Below are 20533 nucleotides of genomic sequence, written 5' to 3' on the forward strand. Positions count from 1 at the left end.
GGATGGTCTAAGGGATGATACTAGGTATTGGCACAGATCTTGCGAACATAGATCGCATTTCAGGTACGCTTGAGCGGTTCGGCGATCGCTTTAAAAATCGTGTGTTTACCGAGATCGAACAAGCCAAAGCGGAACGTAGAAAAGACGTCGCAGGCACCTACGCAAAACGTTGGGCTGCAAAAGAAGCCTGCTCCAAAGCTTTGGGGACTGGTTTGGCGATGGGGATCGCTTGGAAAGACATGTCTGTGACGAACCTGCGCACGGGGCAGCCAGTGATGCATGTGACCGGTTGGGCAGAGAAACGCTTGCGAGAAATGACGCCAGATGGCCACGAAGCGATCATTCACGTAACGCTGACGGATGATCATCCTTGGGCACAGGCATTTGTCGTAATCGAAGCAAGAGCAAACGATGCGGCGAAAAGCCTTGAAGATAGGGGTGCGCGCGGTTGACATGAAGGCACTCGGCCCTCATGTAGCAGCAATCGCGAAATGGAGAATAGCATATGGCCGAGGCCACCAAAAAAGGCAATCCAGTCATCGAGACGATCAAAACAGTCGTCTACGCCCTCTTGATTGCTGGCGTGTTTAGAACGCTGTTCTTCCAGCCATTTTGGATTCCTTCGGGATCGATGAAGAACACGTTGCTCATCGGCGACTTTCTCTTCGTTAATAAAATGGCTTACGGCTATTCCTATTCGTCTTGCCCATCCATTATTATCCCGCGTTTCGGCGTGAACTTGGATGCCAAGAAATTCTGCGGTTTTGCGGACGGTGATAACACCCGTCTATTTGGATCCGAGCCTGAACGCGGCGACGTCGTTGTGTTCCGTCACCCGGTGTCTGGTCGCGATTTTGTCAAACGTTTGATCGGCCTTCCCGGTGACAAAGTGCAGGTCAAGAACGGCGTTGTGTTCATCAATGGTGAAGCCGCGCCTCAAGAACATGCAGGGGTCTTCGAAGAAGTCGCCGCTGCTCAAGGGCCGCATCGCTTGCGTCCACGCTGCGCGAATGGTCCGGTCGGTGAAGGTGGTACCTGTAACAAGGAACGCTTTATTGAAACGCTGCCCAATGGTGTGAAACATGACATCCTGAATATCGGCACCCAGCGCTCTGATGACACGCCCGTATACACTGTGCCAGAGGGCAACTATTTCTTCTTGGGTGACAACCGTGACAATTCTTCAGATAGCCGCGTTCCGAATGCGGCGGGTGGTGTGGGCTTTGTTCCGTATGAAAACCTAATCGGTCGCGCGGATCGTGTGATGTTTTCATCAGCAGGGCGGTCTATGTTGTTTTTCTGGACGTGGCGCTCGGATCGTTTCCTAAAGGCGATAGATTAAGCGAATGAAACTTTCGGCTGATCTTGTCGCCCTTCAAAAGCGCATCGGATATCGTTTTGAACAAGGCGAATTGCTGACCGAAGCGGTGACGCATTCTTCAATGTCCACGCCGTCGCGTGGCGACAATCAGAGGCTCGAATTTCTCGGTGATCGGGTGCTTGGGCTGGTGATGGCCGAAGCTTTGCTGGGCGCGGATGTAAAGGCGTCCGAAGGGCAACTTGCGCCACGCTACAATGCACTGGTTCGCAAAGAAGCTTGCGCTGATGTGGCGCGCGAGATCGCGCTCGGCGATGTGTTACGACTTGGCCGATCCGAAATGAAAAGCGGTGGGCGGCGCAAACTTGCGCTGCTGGGCGATGCGATGGAAGCGCTGATTGCGGCAGTCTATGTCGATGGTGGTTTTGACGCGGTCCAAGCGATGATCTTGCGCCTTTGGGGAGAGCGGATCAACAAAGTTGAAGATGACGCGCGTGACCCCAAAACGAGTTTGCAAGAATGGGCGCAATCACGCGGCTTTACGCCGCCGGCTTATGTGGAAACCGCTCGCACTGGACCGGATCATGCGCCCATGTTTACTATAGAAGCACGTCTCGACAACGGTGAGACAGAAACGGCAGAAGCTGGCTCCAAGCGGCTCGCCGAACAAGCAGCGGCAAAGGCCCTGCTGGCAAGGATGACAGCCCATGACTGACACTCAAACGCGCGCCGGCTTTGTTGCCCTTATTGGCGAGCCGAATGCTGGCAAATCGACGCTGACCAATCGTATGGTCGGCGCGAAAGTGTCGATCGTGACCCATAAGGTGCAAACCACGCGCGCACGTATTCGAGGCGTTGCGATTGAAGGCTCTGCACAACTCGTATTTGTGGATACGCCGGGATTGTTCAAACCATCCCGCCGTTTGGACCGCGCGATGGTTGCCGCCGCATGGGGCGGCGCTGCTGACGCAGACGTCGTTGTGTTGATGATCGAGGCACATCGCGGCGTGACCGAAGGCGTGGAACGCATTTTGGAAGGCCTTCAAGACATCGGAGAGGGGCGCAAAGTTGCGCTGGCGATCAACAAGATTGACCGGATTAAGTCAGAAGCGCTACTCACCTTGTCCGAAAAGATGAACGAAGCTTACCCCTTCATCGCGACCTTCATGATTTCAGCGGAGCGCGGTCATGGCGTCGATGCGCTGCGTGAGTGGCTTGCGGGCGAAGTGCCGACAGGTCCGTGGCTCTATCCCGAGGATCAGATCGCAGATCTTCCTTTGCGTATGATTGCTGCTGAAATGACCCGTGAAAAGCTGACCCTTCGTTTGCATCAAGAATTGCCTTACCAGCTCACTGTTGAGACAGAGAATTGGGAAGAACGCAAAGATGGATCGTGCAAGATAGATCAGAAGATCTACGTTATGCGCGATGGTCATAAGGGCATTGTATTGGGCAACAAAGGCGAAACGATCAAGGCCGTCGGCAAAGCCGCGCGCGAAGAGCTGGTCGAGTTTTTAGGACGCAAAGTACACTTGTTCTTGCAGGTTAAGGTCCGCCCGAACTGGCTCGAAGAAAGCGAGCGGTACGATGAAATGGGCCTGAACTTCAAAGACGGGAACGCATGACCCGATTAACCTCACGGTTTTGGGTGGATGCCTATTTGGCACGGCTGCGTTTTAGCTACATTCCAGCATTCGTAGTCGCGCATGGCGATGATACGGCCGGCGCGATTTTGGTGAAGTCATCGACATTGGATGGCAAAGCGCGGGTTTTTCAGCGTACGTATGACCTTCTCGAAGACACCCGAAAATGGGATGTTCTCAGTGAAGGAGACGAAGCAGAAGTTGATGCCAGCATCGCTAAGCAACGACAATTTGACAGTGATCTGTGGGTCATTGAAGTGGAAGACCGCCAAGGGCGTACCTTGCTGGGCGAGCCGGGGCTTTCATAGATGGAATGGCGAGATCAGGGAATTCTGCTCTCTGTGCGCGGCCACGGTGAAACCAGCGCGATTATTGATGTGTTCACTATAGAACATGGCCGCCATGCAGGCATCGTGAGGGGCGGAACCTCTCGTAAAATCGCCCCCATTTTGCAACCCGGTGCCCAGATCGACGTAAGCTGGCGCGCACGGCTCGAAGATCATCTTGGCAGTTACACGGTTGAGCCTCTGCGCTCACGCGCTGCCGCGGCCCTTGCAGATCGCCTGTCACTTGCGGGCCTGAATGCGGTAACCGCGCTTTTGAGCTTTGCGCTTCCCGAGCGAGAAGCCAATCCTGCGCTCTATAAGCAGTGCGAGCAATTGTTGGACCTGCTTGGCCAGCACAGTGTTTGGCCTTTGGCGTATCTGCGTTTTGAAATGGCGCTACTTGACGCCTCTGGTATGGGGTTTGACCTAAGTGCGTGTGCGGTCACGGGCACAAATGAAAACCTGTGCTACATTTCTCCGCGTACTGGGCGCGCTGTGAGCGAGCAAGCGGCTGGACCATGGGTGAATAGACTGCTGCCCCTACCGCCTATTTTAAAGGGCGAAGGGCAAGGCGGGGATGCCGAAATTGCGCAGGCGCTTCAAACGACGGGGTATTTTCTCGGTGAAAAGCTTGCGCCCGAACTCGGGAATCGACCTTTGCCAGAGGCGCGAGCGCGCTATGTTGATTTGTTTCTGCGCCAGATTACTGAGCGCTGAAGATCATTGTTCTGCCCTTGTCATTGCTCAGAATCAGAGTTGATCCTGAAACTTCAGAGAGCGTCATGGCCTCGAGCGACGCGAAAAACGCGCTTTCGCTTTGCAGTTCGGGGCAGGCCATTTTCGTCGCCATCGTTGGGCCGATTTTGAACCAAGGGTAGGGCGCGGTTTGTTTGGCTGAATAGCGATTGCATGGTGCTTGGCCTGAAATTTGACCGTTGTCACCGAACTCGATCGTTGCGCGCGCGTCGAAAGCTGCGCCGTCAACTTCAGTCAGCGTCCAGACCTTACCAGCTGCGCCATATTTAGCGAGGCTTTCGTCACCGTTGCAGGCTGACGCAACAAGGAGCGCACTTATCGCAATGAATCGCTTCACGCGACAGCCTTGCGGATCGCGCGGATGTTGTCGCCATAAGGTGCAGGGTTTGTAACAGAGCCACCTTTGAATACAGCAGAACCAGCGACAAGCACATCCGCGCCTGCGTCAACGCATCCTTTGGCGGTGTCTGGCGTCACGCCGCCGTCAATTTCAATGTGGATGGGGCGATCACCGATCATTGCGCGAAGGTCCGAGATTTTCGAATGCAAAGGGATGAACTTTTGGCCACCAAAACCTGGGTTCACAGTCATCACGCAGACAAGATCGCAGATGTCCAAAAGATGCTTTACCGCGCTCGCTGGGGTGCCGGGATTCAAAGCCACACCTGCTTTCGCTCCTGCGCCGCGAATAGCTTGAAGCGTGCGGTGAATATGGGGGCCAGCTTCGACATGAGCCGTGATAAAGTCTGCGCCAGCTTGGGCAAAGCCGTCGATGTAGGCGTCAACAGGCGAGATCATGAGATGAACATCCATGACCGTTTTGATGTGAGGGCGAATAGCTGCGCAGGTCGTTGCGCCAAAGCTGAGGTTCGGAACGAAATGCCCGTCCATCACATCTACATGAATCCAGTCAGCCCCTTGAGCTTCGACTGCTTCGATCTCGGCACCGAAGTTGGCGAAGTCGGCGGACAGAATAGAAGGGGCGATTTTGACGGAGCGGTCGAAGGACATGGGCAGCTTTCCTTTGGAATCTGGTATTGCCGTCTCATAACGCGCAGCGAACCGGTGCGATAGGGGGTTTTGCAAATGCTAACAACAAGGTTACGATGGGCTATTAATTTTCAAATGATAAAGAGATTTCGAATGCGCTTACTCTTCCTTCTATTGTGCCTCGTGTTTCCTGTTAACCTTCAGGCCCAAGCTACAAATCAACCCGCAGGCTCGATCGCCGTCGAAGACAGTGCGACACAAGATGCCGCAATGGCCGTGCGCATACGCGATATTCTGGCCGAATTAGATGGCTATGATGACGTCACGGTTTCTGTGACCTCTGGCATCGTGACGCTCCGCGGAACAACGCTGGATGGCGAAAAAATTGCGCGCCTGAATGATCTTACTGGCCGCGTCGAAGGCGTTGTTGCGATTGAAAACAGCGTCACCGAAACCACGGATGTGGTCAAACGATTGAACCCCGCGGTTGAGCGGTTCCGAGCGCGCATGGCGCAAGTCATCGCCTTTTTGCCTTTGGCTTCGGTCGCAGCGCTGGCCTTTGCTCTCATCGTGCTGTTTGGCTTCTTTGTTGCGCGCATGCGCCAACCTTGGAACCGCCTGGCACCAAACGCGTTTATCGCCGATATTTACCGTCAAATTTTGCGGTTGGGATTTATCATCGGTGGTTTGGTTGTCGCCCTCGACATCATGGGCGCGAGCGCGCTTTTGTCGACGATTCTGGGCGCTGCGGGTATCATTGGCTTGGCAATTGGTTTTGCGGTAAAAGACACCGTTGAGAACTTCATCGCTTCCATCATGCTCTCGATACGCCAACCCTTTCGCCCGAACGATACGATTGAAATTGGTGGTGACACGGGCAAAGTCATCCGTCTCACCAGTCGCGCAACGATCTTGCTTAGCTTTGACGGCAATCACATACGCATCCCCAACGCGACGGTCTTCAAAAGCCGCATTGTGAATTTCTCTAGAAATGACGAACGTCGCTTCAAATTCTCGCTCGGTTTGGCACCGGATACAGATTTCGTTGATGCGCAGCGGATCGCATTGGAAAAGTTGAAGGATTTGCCGTTTGTTTTGGATGTGCCTGCGCCGGCAGTTTGGATTGACGAAATCGGTGACAGCACAATTTCCATAACGCTGACTGGGTGGATCGAGCAGCATAAATCATCACTCGCAGCCGCGCGCGGTGAGGCGATTCGATTGGTGAAGCTCGCGCTGGAACACGCAGACATTCAAATGCCTGAACCGACGTATCGCGTGCTTTCACCATCTTTGGCAAAACTTGCTTCGAGCGAGGAAACCACGGCGTTGACGCATCAAGAAGATTTGGCACGCGACGCTGATATTCAAGAGGAAAGCCAGGTTTCTATGGATGTTCAGGCCAGCAGCGATGCTGCGTTAGAGCAGATCGTTGAGGAAGAGCGCAAGGAGACCGAAGCGGGCGATTTGCTGCGCCGCGAAGCCCCCGAAGAATAACTTGTTTTTTTGCAAAAACCCTCTTGAACGCCGCGCGCCTCCCGCGTAAATAGCGCAACACTGATGGGATGTAGCCAAGTGGTAAGGCAACTGTTTTTGGTACAGTGTACCGTAGGTTCGAATCCTACCATCCCAGCCAGTACCTTCCTCTGAAATGTCCGATACGAGTGTGGCGCGCGATTGCTCCGACTTACCCGAGGGTTACGCCGTTGGGTTTGTAAAGCAGGCTGGAGTGTGGCGTTGAACTGGGCGCAGATATGCCATCGGTCTGAGGTAGCCATTTCCGCGATACGAGGTTGAGGTGGGGGCTTGAGGAGGCGCGATCAATGCGCGTTGCTCAGCCCAACCTGTCGTGATGCTGTGACGAAGACACCAATCCGATGGATGAAACCCGCCCTCGGACGACTTGAGCATTTTGATGTGTCGAGATGTGATGCTAGTTGTGACTACGCTCAGGTCAGAGAAATTTGAATCCGACCACCAACGGGTTTTCAATCCACTTCGCCGCCGAAGCGCGGGTACCTTCGGAAATCTCGAAGTGCACCGGCTTTCGTATAGCAACTCTGATGCTCTTTCTTTGATTTGTCTGGACGCAATAGGATTGAGGGCTTTCATCCGTGTAAGGTCAAAGCCGCGCAGTTAATTGTTGATCGGCATATTGGACAAAGCCTGATTGCGATTGCTTTAGCATCATTGGGCCGAGAACAACGCTTGTGCGTTGAGATCAATGGACCTTGGCCTTAGAACAAGCCCGCTTCCCGCGCAGTGAGGGCGGCTTGTGTTCGATTTGCTGTGCCAAGCTTGCGATAAAGCGTCTTCATATGAAGTTTGACCGTTGGTTCCGTGATATCCAGATCGCGGGCGATTTCTTTGTTAGATTTGCCCTCGGTTAACCCCTTAAGCACCTGTAATTCGCGCGCGGTTAGCTTGTCAGCGAGGGGATGCGCTGTTTCTTCTTCTGCCGCTGTCATAAAGTCGATCGGGGCGTATTGCTCTCCCATAGCCATGAACTTGACCGCATTTATCATCGACTTGGCGGGTAGGGTCTTTGGCACAAAACCTGCGGCGCCTGCTTCTAGGGCTTGCTCGGCGATGTCTTTGGTGGCTTCTCCAGAGAGCAATGCAACGCGCTGACCGCCGTTCATATCGAGCGTTTGCTTTAAACCGCTAAGTCCGTTCATGCCGGGCATATTGAGATCCAAAAGAATCAGATCAAACCGTTGTTCTTCGGCGATAAGTTTATGTGCAATCGCGAGATCGGGCGCGGAGCTGGTCTTTATGTCTCCCTGAGCCTCAAGGTAAAGAACCAGCGTATCACGCAGCAAATCATGGTCGTCAGCAATCAGTACACGCATATTTAATTCTTCTCCGTTGTCTAACAATAAACTTAGGATGCGGATGTTGCACGCCAATTATTTTTTCGCGTCAAAGGAGTTTGGCGAGGACAAAAGGATAGGTCTTGGGCCAAAGGGGGTAGTTCTGGGGCATTTGGCGAAGCGTTTGTACGAAAGTGCCACCCGGCTCTCCGTGTGTTCAGTTGAGAGCCGCGGTCTGTTTCTTCATGTTCGTGGCAGGTTGATAAGTTTAGTATAAAGGATCAAGGTTGTGTCACATATTCGTAAAGCAGTTTTCCCCGTCGCGGGAATGGGTACCCGTTTTCTTCCTGCAACGAAGTCGATCCCAAAAGAAATGTTACCGCTCGTTGATCGCCCGTTGATCCAATACGCAGTGGATGAAGCCCGCGAAGCTGGCATTGAAGAATTCATCTTTGTTACCGCCGCAGGAAAGGGCGCATTGGAAGACTATTTCGACACTGCTGCTGCGCTGGAGCAACGCCTTGAGCAGAGCGGAAAGAAAGATGCGCTGAACGCATTAGAACGCACACGGATGCCTGAGGGTGCTTTGTCCTTTGTGCGACAGAACAACCCTTTGGGTCTTGGGCACGCGGTGAGACTTGCGCAGAAGCTTGTCGGAGACGAGGCTTTTGCGGTGATCCTGCCTGATGATGTCATCCGCGCGCCCCGCGGAGCGTTAAGCCAAATGGTTGATGCACACGCTTCTTATCGCGGGCATATGGTTGCAAGCATGGATGTTACCTTGGCGCAGACAGCATCTTACGGGGTGCTCGATGTTGAGGCGGAAAACGGCCGCATTGCTCATGCGCGCGGGATGGTTGAAAAGCCTCGTCCCGATTTGGCTCCGTCGACCCGAGCGGTCATTGGGCGCTATATTCTAGAGCCGTCCATTTTTGAGCAACTCGCAAATCTTGGCCCGGGGGCAGGCGGTGAGCTTCAGTTGACAGATGCAATCAACGCAGACGTTAAGAAGGCTGGTGTCACGGGATATCGTTTTGAGGGCGAGCGCTTTGATTGTGGCTCGATCCTTGGATTTGTTCAAGCGACCGCAGCCTTTGCATTGGACCGCCCAGAGTTGGAAGGTGAGCTTAGAACGTTTTTACGTGAGCGCACGGCACCTTTGCGTATGGTCGCATAATTTTGGGAAAACCTATCCGAAAGGATAGGTCTCTATCCCTCTGACCGTTTGGGGAGGGCATCCCTTTTATGCGATACGCATCGCTAACTTAGAAAAGGATAATCCAATGTTCCGCACACTTCTAAAAGCGATCACATTCGCAACACTGACAGCAACTCTTGCCAGCGCTGAGGACTTACCCGTGCCGCAAGGCGACGTCATTTTAACGATCTCGGGAAATGTCGAGACCGTGAATGTTGATAAAACCGCTCAGTTTGACCTAGCTTTGCTCGAAGGGATGGACGCGACAACGTTCGAGACCACGACGATCTGGACAAAGGGCAAGCAGGTGTTTCAAGGCGTTTCCCTAAAGCTCTTGGTTGAGGCGCTGGGACTTGAAGGCACGAAGTTGAATGCCTCAGCTATCAATGACTACACTGTGGAAATCCCAATGAGCGATGCCGTTGAAGGCGGTGCAATCGTAGCTTATCGGTTGAACGATAAAACGATGTCAGTGCGTGAAAAAGGCCCTCTTTGGATTGTATATCCATACGATTCCAACGACACTTATCGCTCAGAGGTGACTTACTCTCGTAGCATCTGGCAACTCGATCGCATTGAGGTGTTGGATTAACCCAAATAAAATACTGCGTCGAAACTTTTGGCGTGATCACAGATAGGTTCTCGCCATGAAGCTTTCAAAAGCGAACCGACGTCGCGCCCAGATGGTCTTTCCGGTTGCTCTGGGTGTGATTGGTTTCATCGCTATTGCAATCCTTTATTTCAATATTTCGAGTGACCTAAGGCGTTTAAGCTCGGCGAGTTCGGATAATGTTCAGTGGACTTTATCGCAGACCGAAGTCGAGTTTCTGGAATTCGCAGTCCGCCTCGACAACGCAAAGCAAGAAGCCGAGCCCGACCTTGCAGGGCTACGGCGCAGTTTCGATATTTTTTACAGCAGGATCAATACTCTCAACGAAGCCTCAATCTTCGGATCTGTTCGGGAACTTGAGCAGTTCTCAAACAATCTCGCGGCTCTAAAGGCCTTCTTGAAGCAAGCGGTCGTCACCATTGATGCAGATGACGAGACCATGAAACTAGCGCTCACTTCGCTGTCAAAAACGACAAAGGGAGTGCGAAGTAATGTTCGCAAATTGTCTAACTCGGGTTTGAATTTTTTCGCAACAGAATCGGACAACCGCCGCAATCAGATTTCTTTCACGCTGAGCCAAATGGCGGTTGGGGTGACGGTGCTATTGTTGGCGCTCTTACTGTTCGCGTTCTATTTGTTCCGTTTGAACCAGCTAAATATTCGCAGGCGCAAAGAAGCAATACAAGCAAGCTCGCGGATGAATATCGTCACGAGCACCGCGCTGGATGCAGTGATAGTTTGCGACACTTACGGAAAAATACTGGATTTCAACGCTGCTGCGGAGCAAATATTTGGCTTTTCCGCCAGCGATGCAATCAATCAAGATCTCGGTGCTTTGATCGTTCCGGACAAGCACCGGGCTGCGCATGATGCAGGTATGAAGAGAATGCGAGATAGCGGTGAGAAGCGCGTTGTCGGAAAGGGACGTATTCAGCTTGAGGCAAAGCACGCGAACGGGACTTTGTTTCCAATGGAGTTTGCAATCCAATCGGCTCAAACCCAAGAAGGCGAAATTTTTGTCTCCTTTTTGAGAGACATTTCGCGCCGCGTTCAGGCGGAGCAAGAACTTGTCGAGGCGCGTGATCGAGCGCTTGCAGGTGAAAAATCAAAAACCGATTTTCTGGCGACAATGAGCCACGAAATTCGCACGCCTTTGAATGGCTTGCTTGGGAACCTCACGCTTTTGTCTGATACAGATTTGAGCGCGAAGCAAAGCCGCTACATCATGAATATGGAAACGTCTGGCAAGCTTTTGATGAGCCATATTTCCGACGTTTTGGACATCACCAAATATGATGCGGGCAAGTTGCAACTGCGCCCGGTTACAATGAATATCAGCGCGCTGCTGCAAGATATCGTCGACAATCAAAGCGGTGCAGCTACCGCGAATGACACCAATTTGGATTGGCATTGGTCTGGCGATATCACGGAATGGATCTTTGCCGACGAAGAGCGCATCCAACATGTGCTTATGAATGTCATCGGAAATGCCGTGAAATTTACAAGAAATGGCCAAGTTACGGTAACGGCGCAGGTTTCAGAGGATGATGACAAAGGACTGCAACTTCACGTCTCGATCGAGGATACTGGCGTCGGTATGAGCGAGGAACTCAAGGCGCAAATCTTTGATGATTTCATGACTGGCGATGCCTCTTATGATCGCGACGTTGGCGGAACGGGTCTTGGGCTCGGCATTGCGAAGCGATTTGTAACTGCGATGGGTGGCTCGATAGAAGTAGAAAGCGAAGAAGGCGTCGGTAGCACATTTGATGTGCGTTTCCCTATTGAACCAACGAGCGCTCCGAAAAAGCCCACAGAACGCGCAAAACCCCTAAGTGCAACGCGCGGTGGCCATGTCCTTCTCGTGGAGGATAACGAAATTAACCGGATCGTTGCGCGCGAAATGCTTGCGGCCGCAGGGCATCAAGTCAGCGAAGCACATAATGGCAAGATCGCCCTAGAGATGATCGAGGACCAAGCATTCGATCTGATTTTGATGGACATTAGTATGCCGATCATGGACGGGCGAACCGCAACACGTGCGATCCGCGCATCGAAAGGAGCATCTGCCAAGACCCCAATTGTAGCACTGACTGCCAACGCGATGGCGGAAGAGCAGAAAGCATTCTTGTCCGATGGTATGAACGATATCCTGACCAAACCACTCTCGCGAGAGAGTTTGCTGGATGTCTTGTCTCAGTACATAGGCGAAGCCCCGAGCGGCGAAGGTCAAGCAAGCGTCATGCAGGATTTAGTCGAGAAACAGCATCTTCAAGAACTATTGGACACGCTTGGTGCTGAGGCATTGCAGCCTTTGCTTGATCGTTTTGACCAGGAGGTCGGCGAAACAATCGAATTGTTGCAGGCTTGCGACAAACACCCTCTGGAAGATGTGGCCAAGCACGCGCACAAAATCGCAGGCAGCGCTGCGGCGCTCGGTGCGATCGAGCTGCGAGCTGTCTTGGTTAACATCGAGAATGCTGCGAAACAGGGCGATCTAGCTAGTGTCAAAGATGTGGCCAGTGGATTACCTGAGGTTTGGAAGCAAACTCGCCTTCTTATGAGAGTGTAATAAAAGACGGCGGATGAAACTGTTTCCAAATGCCGTCTTGTTGTTGCCATATTCTCAAAATACAACCAGAAGCGAAACAATAGACAACGGCTTATTTTTTTGAGCTATGCCTCCCGAACAAACGGATGATCGACCTTAGTAATGGCCGATTTTTGAATATTACGAGTGAACATTTCTGAAGAGCGACTTCAGGACTTTAGGATACTTTCGAAGTGACTTCGCAACCTTTGAAAATAATTGTCGCCGAAGACCACGAAATGCAGCGCACGCTTATGTGCCTGTTGATTGGCAAGCTCGGCTATGAAGCGATTCCGGCTGAAGATGGCGAACAGGCCCTTGATCTTGTTCAAAGCACGGATGCCCAAATTCTTATTAGTGATCTTCACATGCCTGGCCTGAATGGGATCGAATTGACTCAGGAAGTGCGCAAGCTGAATCTGGATCACTACATCCATATCATTATGATAACGGGTCGCGACGACGAGGAAGATCGCAGCAAAGCGCTGGAGGCGGGTGTCGATGACTTCATGTCTAAGGGGCACAATCCGACAATGTTAACAGCGCGAATTCGCGCTGCGACTCGGCTCATTCACCATGAAATGGAGTTGGCGGATCGAAACAGAATTCTGAAAGAGGCCAAAGATAGGATAGAGGACGATCTGCGTGCAGCGGCCTCTGCGCAGCGTAGTTTGCTGCCCCAACTTGAAGACCAAATCTTGGGCTTTCGTGTCTCATCGGCCTTCGTGCCGTCGGCAATCGTGTCGGGCGATATGTTCGGCTGCTTTGCCTTGTCTGACGAAAGACTTGGGTTCTACGCTGTAGATGTGTCGGGGCACGGTGTTCGCGCATCTTTGCTTTCTGTCGCGATTGGTCATCTGATCACACCCGATTACTTTCGCAATGCCATTACTTCCGAGGATGGAGGCAATGATCTCGCAGCGATGGTGTCCGCGTTGAACAAACGGTTTTTCAGTTTTGAAAGCGATGAGTATTTTACGATGTTTTGCGGCGTCATAGATAAAACCACTGGCAAGTTGGACTTCTGTCAAGCGGGCCATCCTTCTCCGCTCTTTCTAGGCCCAAAAGGGACGGTTCAGGTCATCGGTGACGGCGGGTTTCCCGTAGGTATTCTGAATAGCGCTGAATTCGAGAATGAAAGTTTTCAATTTGATGAAGGGGGTCTGTTCATAATGTGCTCCGATGCCGCCATTGAAGCGACCAATGAAACTGAAAGACCATTTGGCTTAAGGCGCTTACAAGAGCTCGTTGAAAGCAATGCGGATTCCCCTGCGTGTTCAATGCCCAAGACGATCGTATCAGCGCTAACCGCTTGGCGTGGCGGTGTGCCGCTCGAAGACGATCTTACCGTCGTATCTATTGAAAGGACTATCGAATGATCCAGACAACCAAACATGAAAAGGGGCTTGTCGTTGTTCGACCGGGTGTCGAGCGACTTACTGCTGTGAATGCTGGTGCGTTCAAAAGCGAGGTCGCTGAGCTTATTGATGCCGGTTCTTCACAATTGGTCATCGATTTTGAAGAGGTTACCTTTCTGGATTCCTCCGGTCTTGGCGCTCTTGTCGGGATCATGAAAAAGATGGGGCATCGCGGCGACATATCTGTTTGCAGCTTGGATGAAGAACTCAAAATCATGTTCAAGATTTCGCGTATGGATCGGGTCTTTACGTCGTTTCCGGATGCAAAATCCGCAGTTTCGAAGTTGAGCGAACGCCTATGACAAAAGCTGTCTTCAATATGGACAATCGCATTGAGGCTGTGGACCCTATGGTTCTGGGCCTGAAGGCGCGTGTTGAAGACAGCTTAGTGAAAGAGGCATTGTTGCGATTTGAAATTTGCGTGATCGAAGCACTTACCAATGTGGTCGAGCATGCCACCCCGTCATCAAAAGAAGCGTCAGTTGAAATCCACTTGCAGAACACAGATGCAGGCGTGGTCATTGAAATCTTTGATCTAGAGGGCACTGCGCCGTTCGATTTGCGAGATCATGTTACAGACCTCTCTTTGGTTGACGAAATGGCAGAAGGCGGACGCGGGCTTGGGCTTATTTTGCAATGCGCTGATACCGTTGAGTATGGCGCTTTGAGCAATCGTAATCGGCTATACATGAGTTTTGACAATGTCTCTTAGAAACTTCCCCGTTACCCAAAAAGGTATGAACCTTAGGACACACAGTATGACAGATTTCAGCTTCAAACCGCCCCTTTTTGCTGCGCTCGCGGCGCTGTTGGTTTTCTTGCAGCCAGCCACGTTGGAGGCACAAGAGGCGAAAGATGTAACGTCTGTGGAGATAATCGACATTCCGGCAGGGGAAAGCATCACGATCACATCGCAAACACCCCTCACCGTGACACGCTCCTTTAGCAATGTTGATGGCGGGAAAGCGCATAAGCTAACGTTGGAAACCGTTCAGCAATGTCAGGCGAAAAAAGCGGCAGGGAGAACACCGCATGCGGGGCGTAATGGTGTACTCAGCGAACGTGAATTCGCGATGGCGAAGACAGCTTGGGCCTATTTTGTCGAGCGCACGCAGCCTGAAACAGGCTTGGTGAATGCGGTTGGATCATACCCATCAACAACCATGTGGGACACTGCGTCATACATCAGTGGTTTAGTCGCAGCCTATGAGCTTTGCATCATCGACAAACGCGAGTTTGACAAACGTGCAAACACATTGATCAAGACCCTTCGCAATTTGCCGCTGTTCCAGGGCGAAGCCCCGAACAAGGTTTACCACACCAAAACGGCTCAGAAAGTGGACTATGCCAATAAGCCTGCGGATATTGGCGTCTCCGCATTGGACCTTGGCCGTTTGCTCGTTTGGCTCAAAATCCTGAAAGAGAAGAACCCTTATCTCGCAAATGGTGTCGACAACATCCCGATGCGCTGGAACTTTTGCAACATCGTAAATGACGATGGCCGTATGTTTGGCTCGCTCGTGCGCGGTGAAGGGACGACACGCTACGTGCAAGAAGGTCGTTTGGGCTATGAGGAATATGCAGCAAAAGGGTTTGCGCTCTGGGGCTTTGATGTGCCGCGCGCGCTGGCACCACAACCGCTGGCTTATACAACAATTTACGATGTTAAAGTGCCCTATGATGGGCGCGATCCACGTGTCTTTAAGAACCAGAATTACGTTCTGACCGAAGGGTATCTTTTGGATGGATTGGAAATGGGGTGGGATCTTCCCACCGATAAATCCAACGATGGGTTTGTTGCAAGCCATGGCTGGCGCGCGGAATTTGCCAATCGTATCTATTTGGTTCAGCAGCGCCGTTTTGAGCAGACAGGTATAATAACTGCGCGCTCGGAGCACCAAGTCGATGGGCGTCCTTACTTCGTTTACGATTCAATTTTCGCTGATGGATATGCGTGGAACACGCTCGATCCAAGCGGCGAATATCAGCCAGATCGCGCGGCCATAGCTGCAAAAGCCGCCGTGGGGCTTTGGGCCCTTTGGGATACGCCTTACACCGATCTTTTGTTCGAAGCCGTTGCTGATCTGTCCGATCCAGATAGCGGGTTCTATGAAGGCCTTTACGAGAACGGAAACGGCTTTATCCCACTGCAAACCGCTAACAATAACGGCGTGATCTTGGCCTCGCTGTTGTACAAGGTGCAGGGACCAATCTTGCAACAGGTAAACACAAATACACAGCAGTGGCATGTCAAGTTTGCGGGAACTGATTTGCGCGACAACAAATGCCACCCCAATCAAATGCAGGAAGAAATCTCATGCTGCAATTGTGCGGATTTGGATGAAATCGAGCCGGTCATTCCCGCTTCAGAATTCACCTATTGCAAGCCGATCTTAACCGAAGATGGCATCGCGGCTACCGAATGCTCGACTGAAGCACATAATCTGGCACCGCCAAAGCCGCTCAAGGTTTTGCCGAAAAGTTGCCGCAAGCCGGGGAACTAAGACATGGCAGGTTCTAGCAAGCCAAGAATGGTATGGTTTGATGCCAATCGTGTCTGTGCTGCACTTGGCGTCGTTCTTATTCACTCGTCAACGGACTTTGCCGGTAAGCCCTTTGCAACCGCTGAGGTCGGCGAGCGGATCGTGCCTGTTTTCCTGCGCTCGATCGGAGAATTTTCCGGTTCGGAAATGTTCTTTCTGTTTTCGCTGTTTTTGATGGCGATGCGCGTCGACAAAAAGATGCCAGAATACAAAGTCGCAATTGGTCAACAAGCTACGCGCCTGCTGGTGCCTTTTGCGTTTTGGGTTGTGTTTTATGCGTTCTTTCGACTGCTGAAAGCAGAGACCTTTGGATATGGCCCCTATATTTGGGAGCAATTGAGCCACTGGCAGAATTGGGTCGGGTATTTCATTCTTGGAAAGTCGCAATATCATATGCACTTCCTTCCGACGCTTTTTGCGCTGTTCTTGTTCTATCCAATCATGCGTATCGCAACGCGCTACCCGATTTTGGGCCTTGCGGTCTTTGCGACGCTTGGCGCGATGAACACCGCGCAGGCGTTTCTTTGGAGCCTTGATCTTGACCCGATGTTCCGGGACTATTTTGTGCGTTTGTTTAAGATTTGGGGCTATGTCGGTTACGGGTTCGCGGCCTTCGCACTGTACGGTCTTTGGAACGATGGCATACCGCGCGGTGAATCGCGGCTGATCCGCCGCGGGGGTATTTATTTCGCAGGTATGGCTTATCTCGCAACGCTTCCTTTCTATGGAGCGGCCGTCCAAACAGGGGCGTGGCCTGTGCGGGCAGGATGGGATTTTTATGGCCACTTCCTCATGCCGATATTCATGTTCTGTCTATTCGTTGGCGGGCAACACATGCCGTGGTCGCAAAACTGGTCCAAGCTCGCCAAGTACACCTTTGGTGTTTACTTGATACACCCGATGATGATCGATCTTTATGATATTGCAGCTTACAAAAGCGGGGTTTCGGCGCTTATGGACCCTTGGATGATCGTGGTCTCGCGCTATGCAATTGCGCTACCTTGTTCTTTCGCACTGACGATCGGGCTGTCGCATATCAAGCTTTTTGCATGGACAATTGGCCTCGGACCAAACCCATGGGAATGGCGGAGCGGCGCAGCAAAGGCAGGGAGCTGAAATGGACGATTATTTCCTCGCTTTTGAAGATCGAACTCCGCCAGAGCCATTGCCCTATTCGGCGCTTAGAGAAAGCCTTTGGCAGTTTCTTGCGACGCTCGCGTTGGTCTTGGGGGGCTGGTATATTTGGTGGCGCTGGGCGCATTCATTGAACCCGGACGCAATGTGGTTTGCTATTCCTTTGGTCCTTGCCGAGAGTTTTGCCTACTTCGGTTTGATCCTTTTCGTGTTCAATTTGTGGAAAGATCAGCCAATAGAAATCGCGCCCGCACCAAGTGTGATTGATGATGTTGATCCACGAAACCCCGAGAAGGGGCGCGTGTTAACTGTTGATGTGATGTTCGCGACCTATGACGAAGATCCCGAGCTTGTGCGGCTTGGTATAATTGACGCGAAAAAGATGCGCTATCCGCACCCCATTGATATCAAGATTCACATTCTAGACGATGGTAAGCGGCCTGACATGAAGGCTGTCTGCGAAGACGAGCAGGTCAACTACATCACGCGCATCGGCAATGAAGGTTTCAAAGCTGGCAATCTACGCAACGCTCTAGAGGTGACATCAGGTGATTTTCTGGTGATTTGCGACGCCGACACGCGACCATTCCCGACTTTACTTGAACGCACGTTAGGGTATTTTCGCGATCCCAAAATGGCATGGGTCCAAACCCCGCAATGGTTCTACGATTTGCCTGAAGGTGAAAACCTAAGGTATTCGATGAACCGTCGCTTCGGTGGAATTGCTGGTATGTTTGGTGGCGTGATTGAGCGCGTAATCGGCCCAGTCAAGCTGGGTGAAGACCCCTTCGTGAACGATCCAAAGATGTTCTACGACATTATTCAGAGACGTCGAAATTGGGTAAATGCATCATTCTGCTGTGGTGCTGGTTCGATTCACCGCCGCGAAGCAGTAATGGAAGCAGCTTTGCGCGGCTTTGGAGCAAAGGTTGAAGAGCGGATGTTTGCGGCAGAGGAGCAAATCACCGTTTCAAGCAAGGAGCGTTCTGTTTCGCCTGAGCTGATGGAGGCTATCCGCACCGAAGCGGTCACAACCGAGGTGCTGACGCCCTACAAGTTCCATGTGTCCGAGGACATCTACACGTCCATCGTATTGCACGCAGACAAAGAACGCGGCTGGAAATCGATGCTTCATCCGATGATTGAGAGCAAGATGCTGTCTCCGCAAGATCTGCTAACGTGGACGATTCAACGATATAAATATGCGGGTGGCAGCCTTGATATCATGGTGAACGATAACCCCCTTTTCAAGCGCGGTTTATCGTTTGGGCAGCGTATGATGTACGCGACGACTTTCTATTCATATCTCGCACCTATCTGGAATATGATCTTCTTGTTCGCACCAATCATCTATCTTTTCACCGCCGTTGCGCCGGTCTCTGCTTTCTCTGACGACTTTTTCCTGCATTTGATTCCCTTTCTCATAACGCTTGAGTTGGCAATTATGGTGGGAACCTGGGGCATCTCTGGCTACGCTGCTAAGGCGAGTTATCTTTCGTTTTTCCCGATAGGATTTCGTGCGATTTGGGCGGTTTTGCGGGGGGAAAAGATATCTTTTCCTGTTACGCCCAAGGTGCGCCAAACGGGCAACTTCCTGAGATTGGTGCGACCGCAGCTTGCTGTTGTCGGACTGACTGTTGTTGCGGGCGTCTGGGCCAGTATCGCGCTTTGGAGTGGTCAAACGTCTCACTCTGCGACCGGCGTTGTTACCAATCTTCTTTGGGGTTTTAACAATTGTTTGGCCATGGCAGGCATGATTGCCGCCGCAATGTGGAAGCCGCCTGTTTCTCAAGAGGACATTACGTCATGAGTTTTCGTCAAAACCTTATCCATGCTAGAAGCCATCTGATTTTTCTGACGGCAATCGCGTGCGGTTTAGCGCTGGTTACGTATTTGGAAGCGGATACGGAAATGGAAAAAACCGTTACAAAAAGCGAAACATTTGCGCACGCAGGGCAGATCATTGATCAAAATGCGATGTCGACGCTGGAGGCGATCGAGCCCTTGCCGATTGCGCCGCGCCGTTCGGCGACGCCGACAGACGTGGCCCATGCCAAGACCGCATGGCGATACTTCGAAAACAACACCGATGCGAATACTGGCCTCGTCAATTCGGCGAACAAATACCCGTCTACAACTATGTGGGAGACAGGGTCTTACTTTGTCGCCGTGATCTCTGCCCAATTGCTTGAAGTGATTGATGCGAACGAAGCAGAAGCGCGTTTATCCAAGGCTTTGGAAACGCTCGCCACGATCAAGCTGTATGATGGCATCTTGCCGAACAAGGCTTACAATGTGCAATCTGGTGCCTTGGTTGATTATTCGAACAAGCCGTCAGACATTGGGCTTGGATGGTCTGCGCTTGATATCGCACGGATCACCGCGACGTTTGGATTGATCGAGCGACATCATCCCGCGCTGACGCCGAAGGTCGCGATCATATTGGATCGCTGGGATTTGGCCCGAATGGTGAAAGATGGCCAATTGATTGGCGGCAACATAAGCAATGGCAAGCTGCGCGAGGACCAAGAGGGTCGCGTTGGGTATGAGCAATACGCAGCTAAGGCGATGATGCTGTTCGGTTTTGATATGTTCGATGCGTATGACGTAAGCGACAACATTATGATCAAAGACGTTGAGGGCCAGCCTGTACCTGTAGACACGCGCATGCACCGCAACACAATTCCTGCGTTTACGGTAAGTGAACCTTACTTGTTCGATGGTCTTGAATTTGGCTTTGACTCGCGGTCGCGCAAATTCGCGACCGCTATCTACAAGGCACAAGAAGCGCGCTTTCAAAACAACGGAGTTTTGACTGCCGTAAGCGAAACCCATTTGGATGAAGCTCCCTATTTTGCATATTCATCAATCTGGGGAGGAGGCGCAGCTTGGTCCGTTTTATCGTTCAAAGGCGAACGCATGGACAGTCGCCGAACGATCAGCACCAAAGCAGCTTTTGGCTGGGACGCTCTATTTGGGACGGAATACACTCAAACACTGCTTGATGCAGTGACGCCGCTTGGCGATCCCGAGCAAGGCTTTCCAGAAGGGTTATATGAAATCGACAAGTCTACGAATGAATCAATCACAGCAAATACCAATGCTGTGGTGCTGGCTTCTCTCGCGTTTCGTGTGGCAGGCCCATTGCTCCACGCTGCGCCATGAGGGCGGTTTGGCTGTCTAGTTTGGTTGGG

Annotated in this window: 20 protein-coding genes and 1 tRNA gene; 18 read left to right on the top strand and 3 right to left on the bottom strand. The window is 51.9% G+C overall.

All coding sequences use genetic code 11. The annotated features are described in order from the left end of the window. Positions 1–14: 14 nt before the first annotated feature. From acpS to recO, 6 genes are read left to right on the top strand one after another with little or no spacing between them, the layout of a single operon-like run. Complete coding sequence (acpS, locus tag ACRBCU_RS15115) at positions 15–452, top strand: holo-ACP synthase (RefSeq protein ID WP_431366224.1); 438 nt, start codon at positions 15–17, stop codon at positions 450–452. A gap of 53 nt (positions 453–505) precedes the next feature. Continuing rightward, the gene (gene lepB / locus ACRBCU_RS15120) at positions 506–1342 is read left to right on the top strand and encodes a signal peptidase I (RefSeq protein ID WP_431366225.1); all 837 of its coding nucleotides are present in this window, start codon (positions 506–508) and stop codon (positions 1340–1342) included. A 4-nt stretch (positions 1343–1346) separates the two neighbouring features. Next, positions 1347–2033 (top strand): ribonuclease III, encoded by a 687-nt coding sequence (gene rnc / locus ACRBCU_RS15125; RefSeq protein ID WP_431366226.1) that lies wholly within the window; start codon positions 1347–1349, stop codon positions 2031–2033. After that, positions 2026–2943, top strand: a complete 918-nt coding sequence (gene era, locus ACRBCU_RS15130) for a GTPase Era (RefSeq protein WP_431366227.1) — start codon at positions 2026–2028, stop codon at positions 2941–2943. Before rnc ends, era begins: the two co-directional genes overlap by 8 nt. Beyond that, positions 2940–3269, top strand: coding sequence for a DUF1491 family protein (locus tag ACRBCU_RS15135; protein ID WP_431366228.1), 330 nt, complete (start codon positions 2940–2942; stop codon positions 3267–3269). The genes era and ACRBCU_RS15135 overlap by 4 nt, the downstream gene beginning before the upstream one ends. Beyond that, positions 3270–4004, top strand: coding sequence for a DNA repair protein RecO (gene recO, locus ACRBCU_RS15140; protein WP_431366229.1), 735 nt, complete (start codon positions 3270–3272; stop codon positions 4002–4004). Here the strand turns inward: recO and ACRBCU_RS15145 are convergent. Together ACRBCU_RS15145 and rpe are read right to left on the bottom strand one after the other, a co-directional pair. Then, positions 3991–4380: an META domain-containing protein gene (locus ACRBCU_RS15145; RefSeq protein ID WP_431366230.1), complete on the bottom strand. Its 390-nt coding sequence runs from the start codon at positions 4378–4380 to the stop codon at positions 3991–3993. The genes recO and ACRBCU_RS15145 overlap by 14 nt on opposite strands. Continuing rightward, positions 4377–5054, bottom strand: a complete 678-nt coding sequence (gene rpe, locus ACRBCU_RS15150; RefSeq protein ID WP_431366231.1) for a ribulose-phosphate 3-epimerase — start codon at positions 5052–5054, stop codon at positions 4377–4379. The genes ACRBCU_RS15145 and rpe overlap by 4 nt, the downstream gene beginning before the upstream one ends. A gap of 132 nt (positions 5055–5186) precedes the next feature. Here rpe and ACRBCU_RS15155 point away from each other — a divergent pair, with 132 nt between their 5' ends. Both ACRBCU_RS15155 and ACRBCU_RS15160 read left to right on the top strand, forming a co-directional pair. Further along, positions 5187–6530, top strand: a complete 1344-nt coding sequence (locus tag ACRBCU_RS15155; protein ID WP_431366232.1) for a mechanosensitive ion channel domain-containing protein — start codon at positions 5187–5189, stop codon at positions 6528–6530. 64 nt (positions 6531–6594) lie between these two features. Then, positions 6595–6669: transfer RNA gene (locus ACRBCU_RS15160), tRNA-Gln, on the top strand. Positions 6670–7270: 601 nt separating this feature from the next. Here ACRBCU_RS15160 and ACRBCU_RS15165 read toward each other — a convergent pair. Further along, positions 7271–7885 carry a LuxR C-terminal-related transcriptional regulator gene (locus ACRBCU_RS15165; RefSeq protein WP_431366233.1) on the bottom strand — a complete coding sequence of 205 codons (615 nt, stop codon included), beginning with the start codon at positions 7883–7885 and terminating at the stop codon, positions 7271–7273. 250 nt (positions 7886–8135) lie between these two features. Between ACRBCU_RS15165 and ACRBCU_RS15170 the strand changes: the two genes are divergently transcribed. The 10 genes from ACRBCU_RS15170 (at position 8136) to ACRBCU_RS15215 (ending at position 20504) form a co-directional block, all read left to right on the top strand. After that, complete coding sequence (locus ACRBCU_RS15170; RefSeq protein ID WP_431366234.1) at positions 8136–9023, top strand: UTP--glucose-1-phosphate uridylyltransferase; 888 nt, start codon at positions 8136–8138, stop codon at positions 9021–9023. A 106-nt stretch (positions 9024–9129) separates the two neighbouring features. Beyond that, complete coding sequence (locus tag ACRBCU_RS15175; RefSeq protein WP_431366235.1) at positions 9130–9636, top strand: molybdopterin-dependent oxidoreductase; 507 nt, start codon at positions 9130–9132, stop codon at positions 9634–9636. Between the two features lie 55 nt (positions 9637–9691). Then, on the top strand, positions 9692–12226 hold the full coding sequence (locus ACRBCU_RS15180) for an ATP-binding protein (RefSeq protein ID WP_431366236.1): 2535 nt from the start codon (positions 9692–9694) through the stop codon (positions 12224–12226). Positions 12227–12483: 257 nt separating this feature from the next. Next, on the top strand, positions 12484–13623 hold the full coding sequence (locus tag ACRBCU_RS15185) for a PP2C family protein-serine/threonine phosphatase (protein WP_431366237.1): 1140 nt from the start codon (positions 12484–12486) through the stop codon (positions 13621–13623). Continuing rightward, the gene (locus ACRBCU_RS15190) at positions 13620–13964 is read left to right on the top strand and encodes an STAS domain-containing protein (protein ID WP_431366238.1); all 345 of its coding nucleotides are present in this window, start codon (positions 13620–13622) and stop codon (positions 13962–13964) included. Before ACRBCU_RS15185 ends, ACRBCU_RS15190 begins: the two co-directional genes overlap by 4 nt. Then, on the top strand, positions 13961–14374 hold the full coding sequence (locus ACRBCU_RS15195; protein ID WP_431366239.1) for an ATP-binding protein: 414 nt from the start codon (positions 13961–13963) through the stop codon (positions 14372–14374). Before ACRBCU_RS15190 ends, ACRBCU_RS15195 begins: the two co-directional genes overlap by 4 nt. 46 nt (positions 14375–14420) lie before the next feature. Further along, positions 14421–16166, top strand: a complete 1746-nt coding sequence (locus ACRBCU_RS15200; RefSeq protein ID WP_431366240.1) for a DUF3131 domain-containing protein — start codon at positions 14421–14423, stop codon at positions 16164–16166. Positions 16167–16193: 27 nt separating this feature from the next. Beyond that, on the top strand, positions 16194–17321 hold the full coding sequence (locus tag ACRBCU_RS15205) for an acyltransferase (protein ID WP_431366241.1): 1128 nt from the start codon (positions 16194–16196) through the stop codon (positions 17319–17321). Between the two features lies 1 nt (position 17322). Next, the gene (locus tag ACRBCU_RS15210; RefSeq protein ID WP_431366242.1) at positions 17323–19149 is read left to right on the top strand and encodes a glycosyltransferase family 2 protein; all 1827 of its coding nucleotides are present in this window, start codon (positions 17323–17325) and stop codon (positions 19147–19149) included. Further along, positions 19146–20504 carry a DUF3131 domain-containing protein gene (locus tag ACRBCU_RS15215; protein ID WP_431366243.1) on the top strand — a complete coding sequence of 453 codons (1359 nt, stop codon included), beginning with the start codon at positions 19146–19148 and terminating at the stop codon, positions 20502–20504. The genes ACRBCU_RS15210 and ACRBCU_RS15215 overlap by 4 nt, the downstream gene beginning before the upstream one ends. Positions 20505–20533: the final 29 nt, after the last annotated feature.

The organism is Planktotalea sp., assembly GCF_050633725.1.
Lineage (GTDB): Bacteria > Pseudomonadota > Alphaproteobacteria > Rhodobacterales > Rhodobacteraceae > Planktotalea.

What these genes read in the sequence shown, in the direction of transcription:
- ACRBCU_RS15215 (WP_431366243.1), top strand. Translation starts at nt 19,146, where the DNA reads ATGAGTTTTCGTCAAAACCTTATCCATGCTAGAAGCCATCTGATTTTT.
- ACRBCU_RS15200 (WP_431366240.1), top strand. Translation starts at nt 14,421, where the DNA reads ATGACAGATTTCAGCTTCAAACCGCCCCTTTTTGCTGCGCTCGCGGCG.
- ACRBCU_RS15190 (WP_431366238.1), top strand. Translation starts at nt 13,620, where the DNA reads ATGATCCAGACAACCAAACATGAAAAGGGGCTTGTCGTTGTTCGACCG.
- era (WP_431366227.1), top strand. Translation starts at nt 2,026, where the DNA reads ATGACTGACACTCAAACGCGCGCCGGCTTTGTTGCCCTTATTGGCGAG.
- acpS (WP_431366224.1), top strand. Translation starts at nt 15, where the DNA reads ATGATACTAGGTATTGGCACAGATCTTGCGAACATAGATCGCATTTCA.
- ACRBCU_RS15155 (WP_431366232.1), top strand. Translation starts at nt 5,187, where the DNA reads ATGCGCTTACTCTTCCTTCTATTGTGCCTCGTGTTTCCTGTTAACCTT.
- ACRBCU_RS15165 (WP_431366233.1), bottom strand. Translation starts at nt 7,885, where the DNA reads ATGCGTGTACTGATTGCTGACGACCATGATTTGCTGCGTGATACGCTG.
- ACRBCU_RS15185 (WP_431366237.1), top strand. Translation starts at nt 12,484, where the DNA reads ATGCAGCGCACGCTTATGTGCCTGTTGATTGGCAAGCTCGGCTATGAA.
- rnc (WP_431366226.1), top strand. Translation starts at nt 1,347, where the DNA reads ATGAAACTTTCGGCTGATCTTGTCGCCCTTCAAAAGCGCATCGGATAT.
- ACRBCU_RS15195 (WP_431366239.1), top strand. Translation starts at nt 13,961, where the DNA reads ATGACAAAAGCTGTCTTCAATATGGACAATCGCATTGAGGCTGTGGAC.
- recO (WP_431366229.1), top strand. Translation starts at nt 3,270, where the DNA reads ATGGAATGGCGAGATCAGGGAATTCTGCTCTCTGTGCGCGGCCACGGT.
- ACRBCU_RS15210 (WP_431366242.1), top strand. Translation starts at nt 17,323, where the DNA reads ATGGACGATTATTTCCTCGCTTTTGAAGATCGAACTCCGCCAGAGCCA.
- ACRBCU_RS15135 (WP_431366228.1), top strand. Translation starts at nt 2,940, where the DNA reads ATGACCCGATTAACCTCACGGTTTTGGGTGGATGCCTATTTGGCACGG.
- ACRBCU_RS15180 (WP_431366236.1), top strand. Translation starts at nt 9,692, where the DNA reads ATGAAGCTTTCAAAAGCGAACCGACGTCGCGCCCAGATGGTCTTTCCG.
- rpe (WP_431366231.1), bottom strand. Translation starts at nt 5,054, where the DNA reads ATGTCCTTCGACCGCTCCGTCAAAATCGCCCCTTCTATTCTGTCCGCC.
- ACRBCU_RS15175 (WP_431366235.1), top strand. Translation starts at nt 9,130, where the DNA reads ATGTTCCGCACACTTCTAAAAGCGATCACATTCGCAACACTGACAGCA.
- lepB (WP_431366225.1), top strand. Translation starts at nt 506, where the DNA reads ATGGCCGAGGCCACCAAAAAAGGCAATCCAGTCATCGAGACGATCAAA.
- ACRBCU_RS15205 (WP_431366241.1), top strand. Translation starts at nt 16,194, where the DNA reads ATGGTATGGTTTGATGCCAATCGTGTCTGTGCTGCACTTGGCGTCGTT.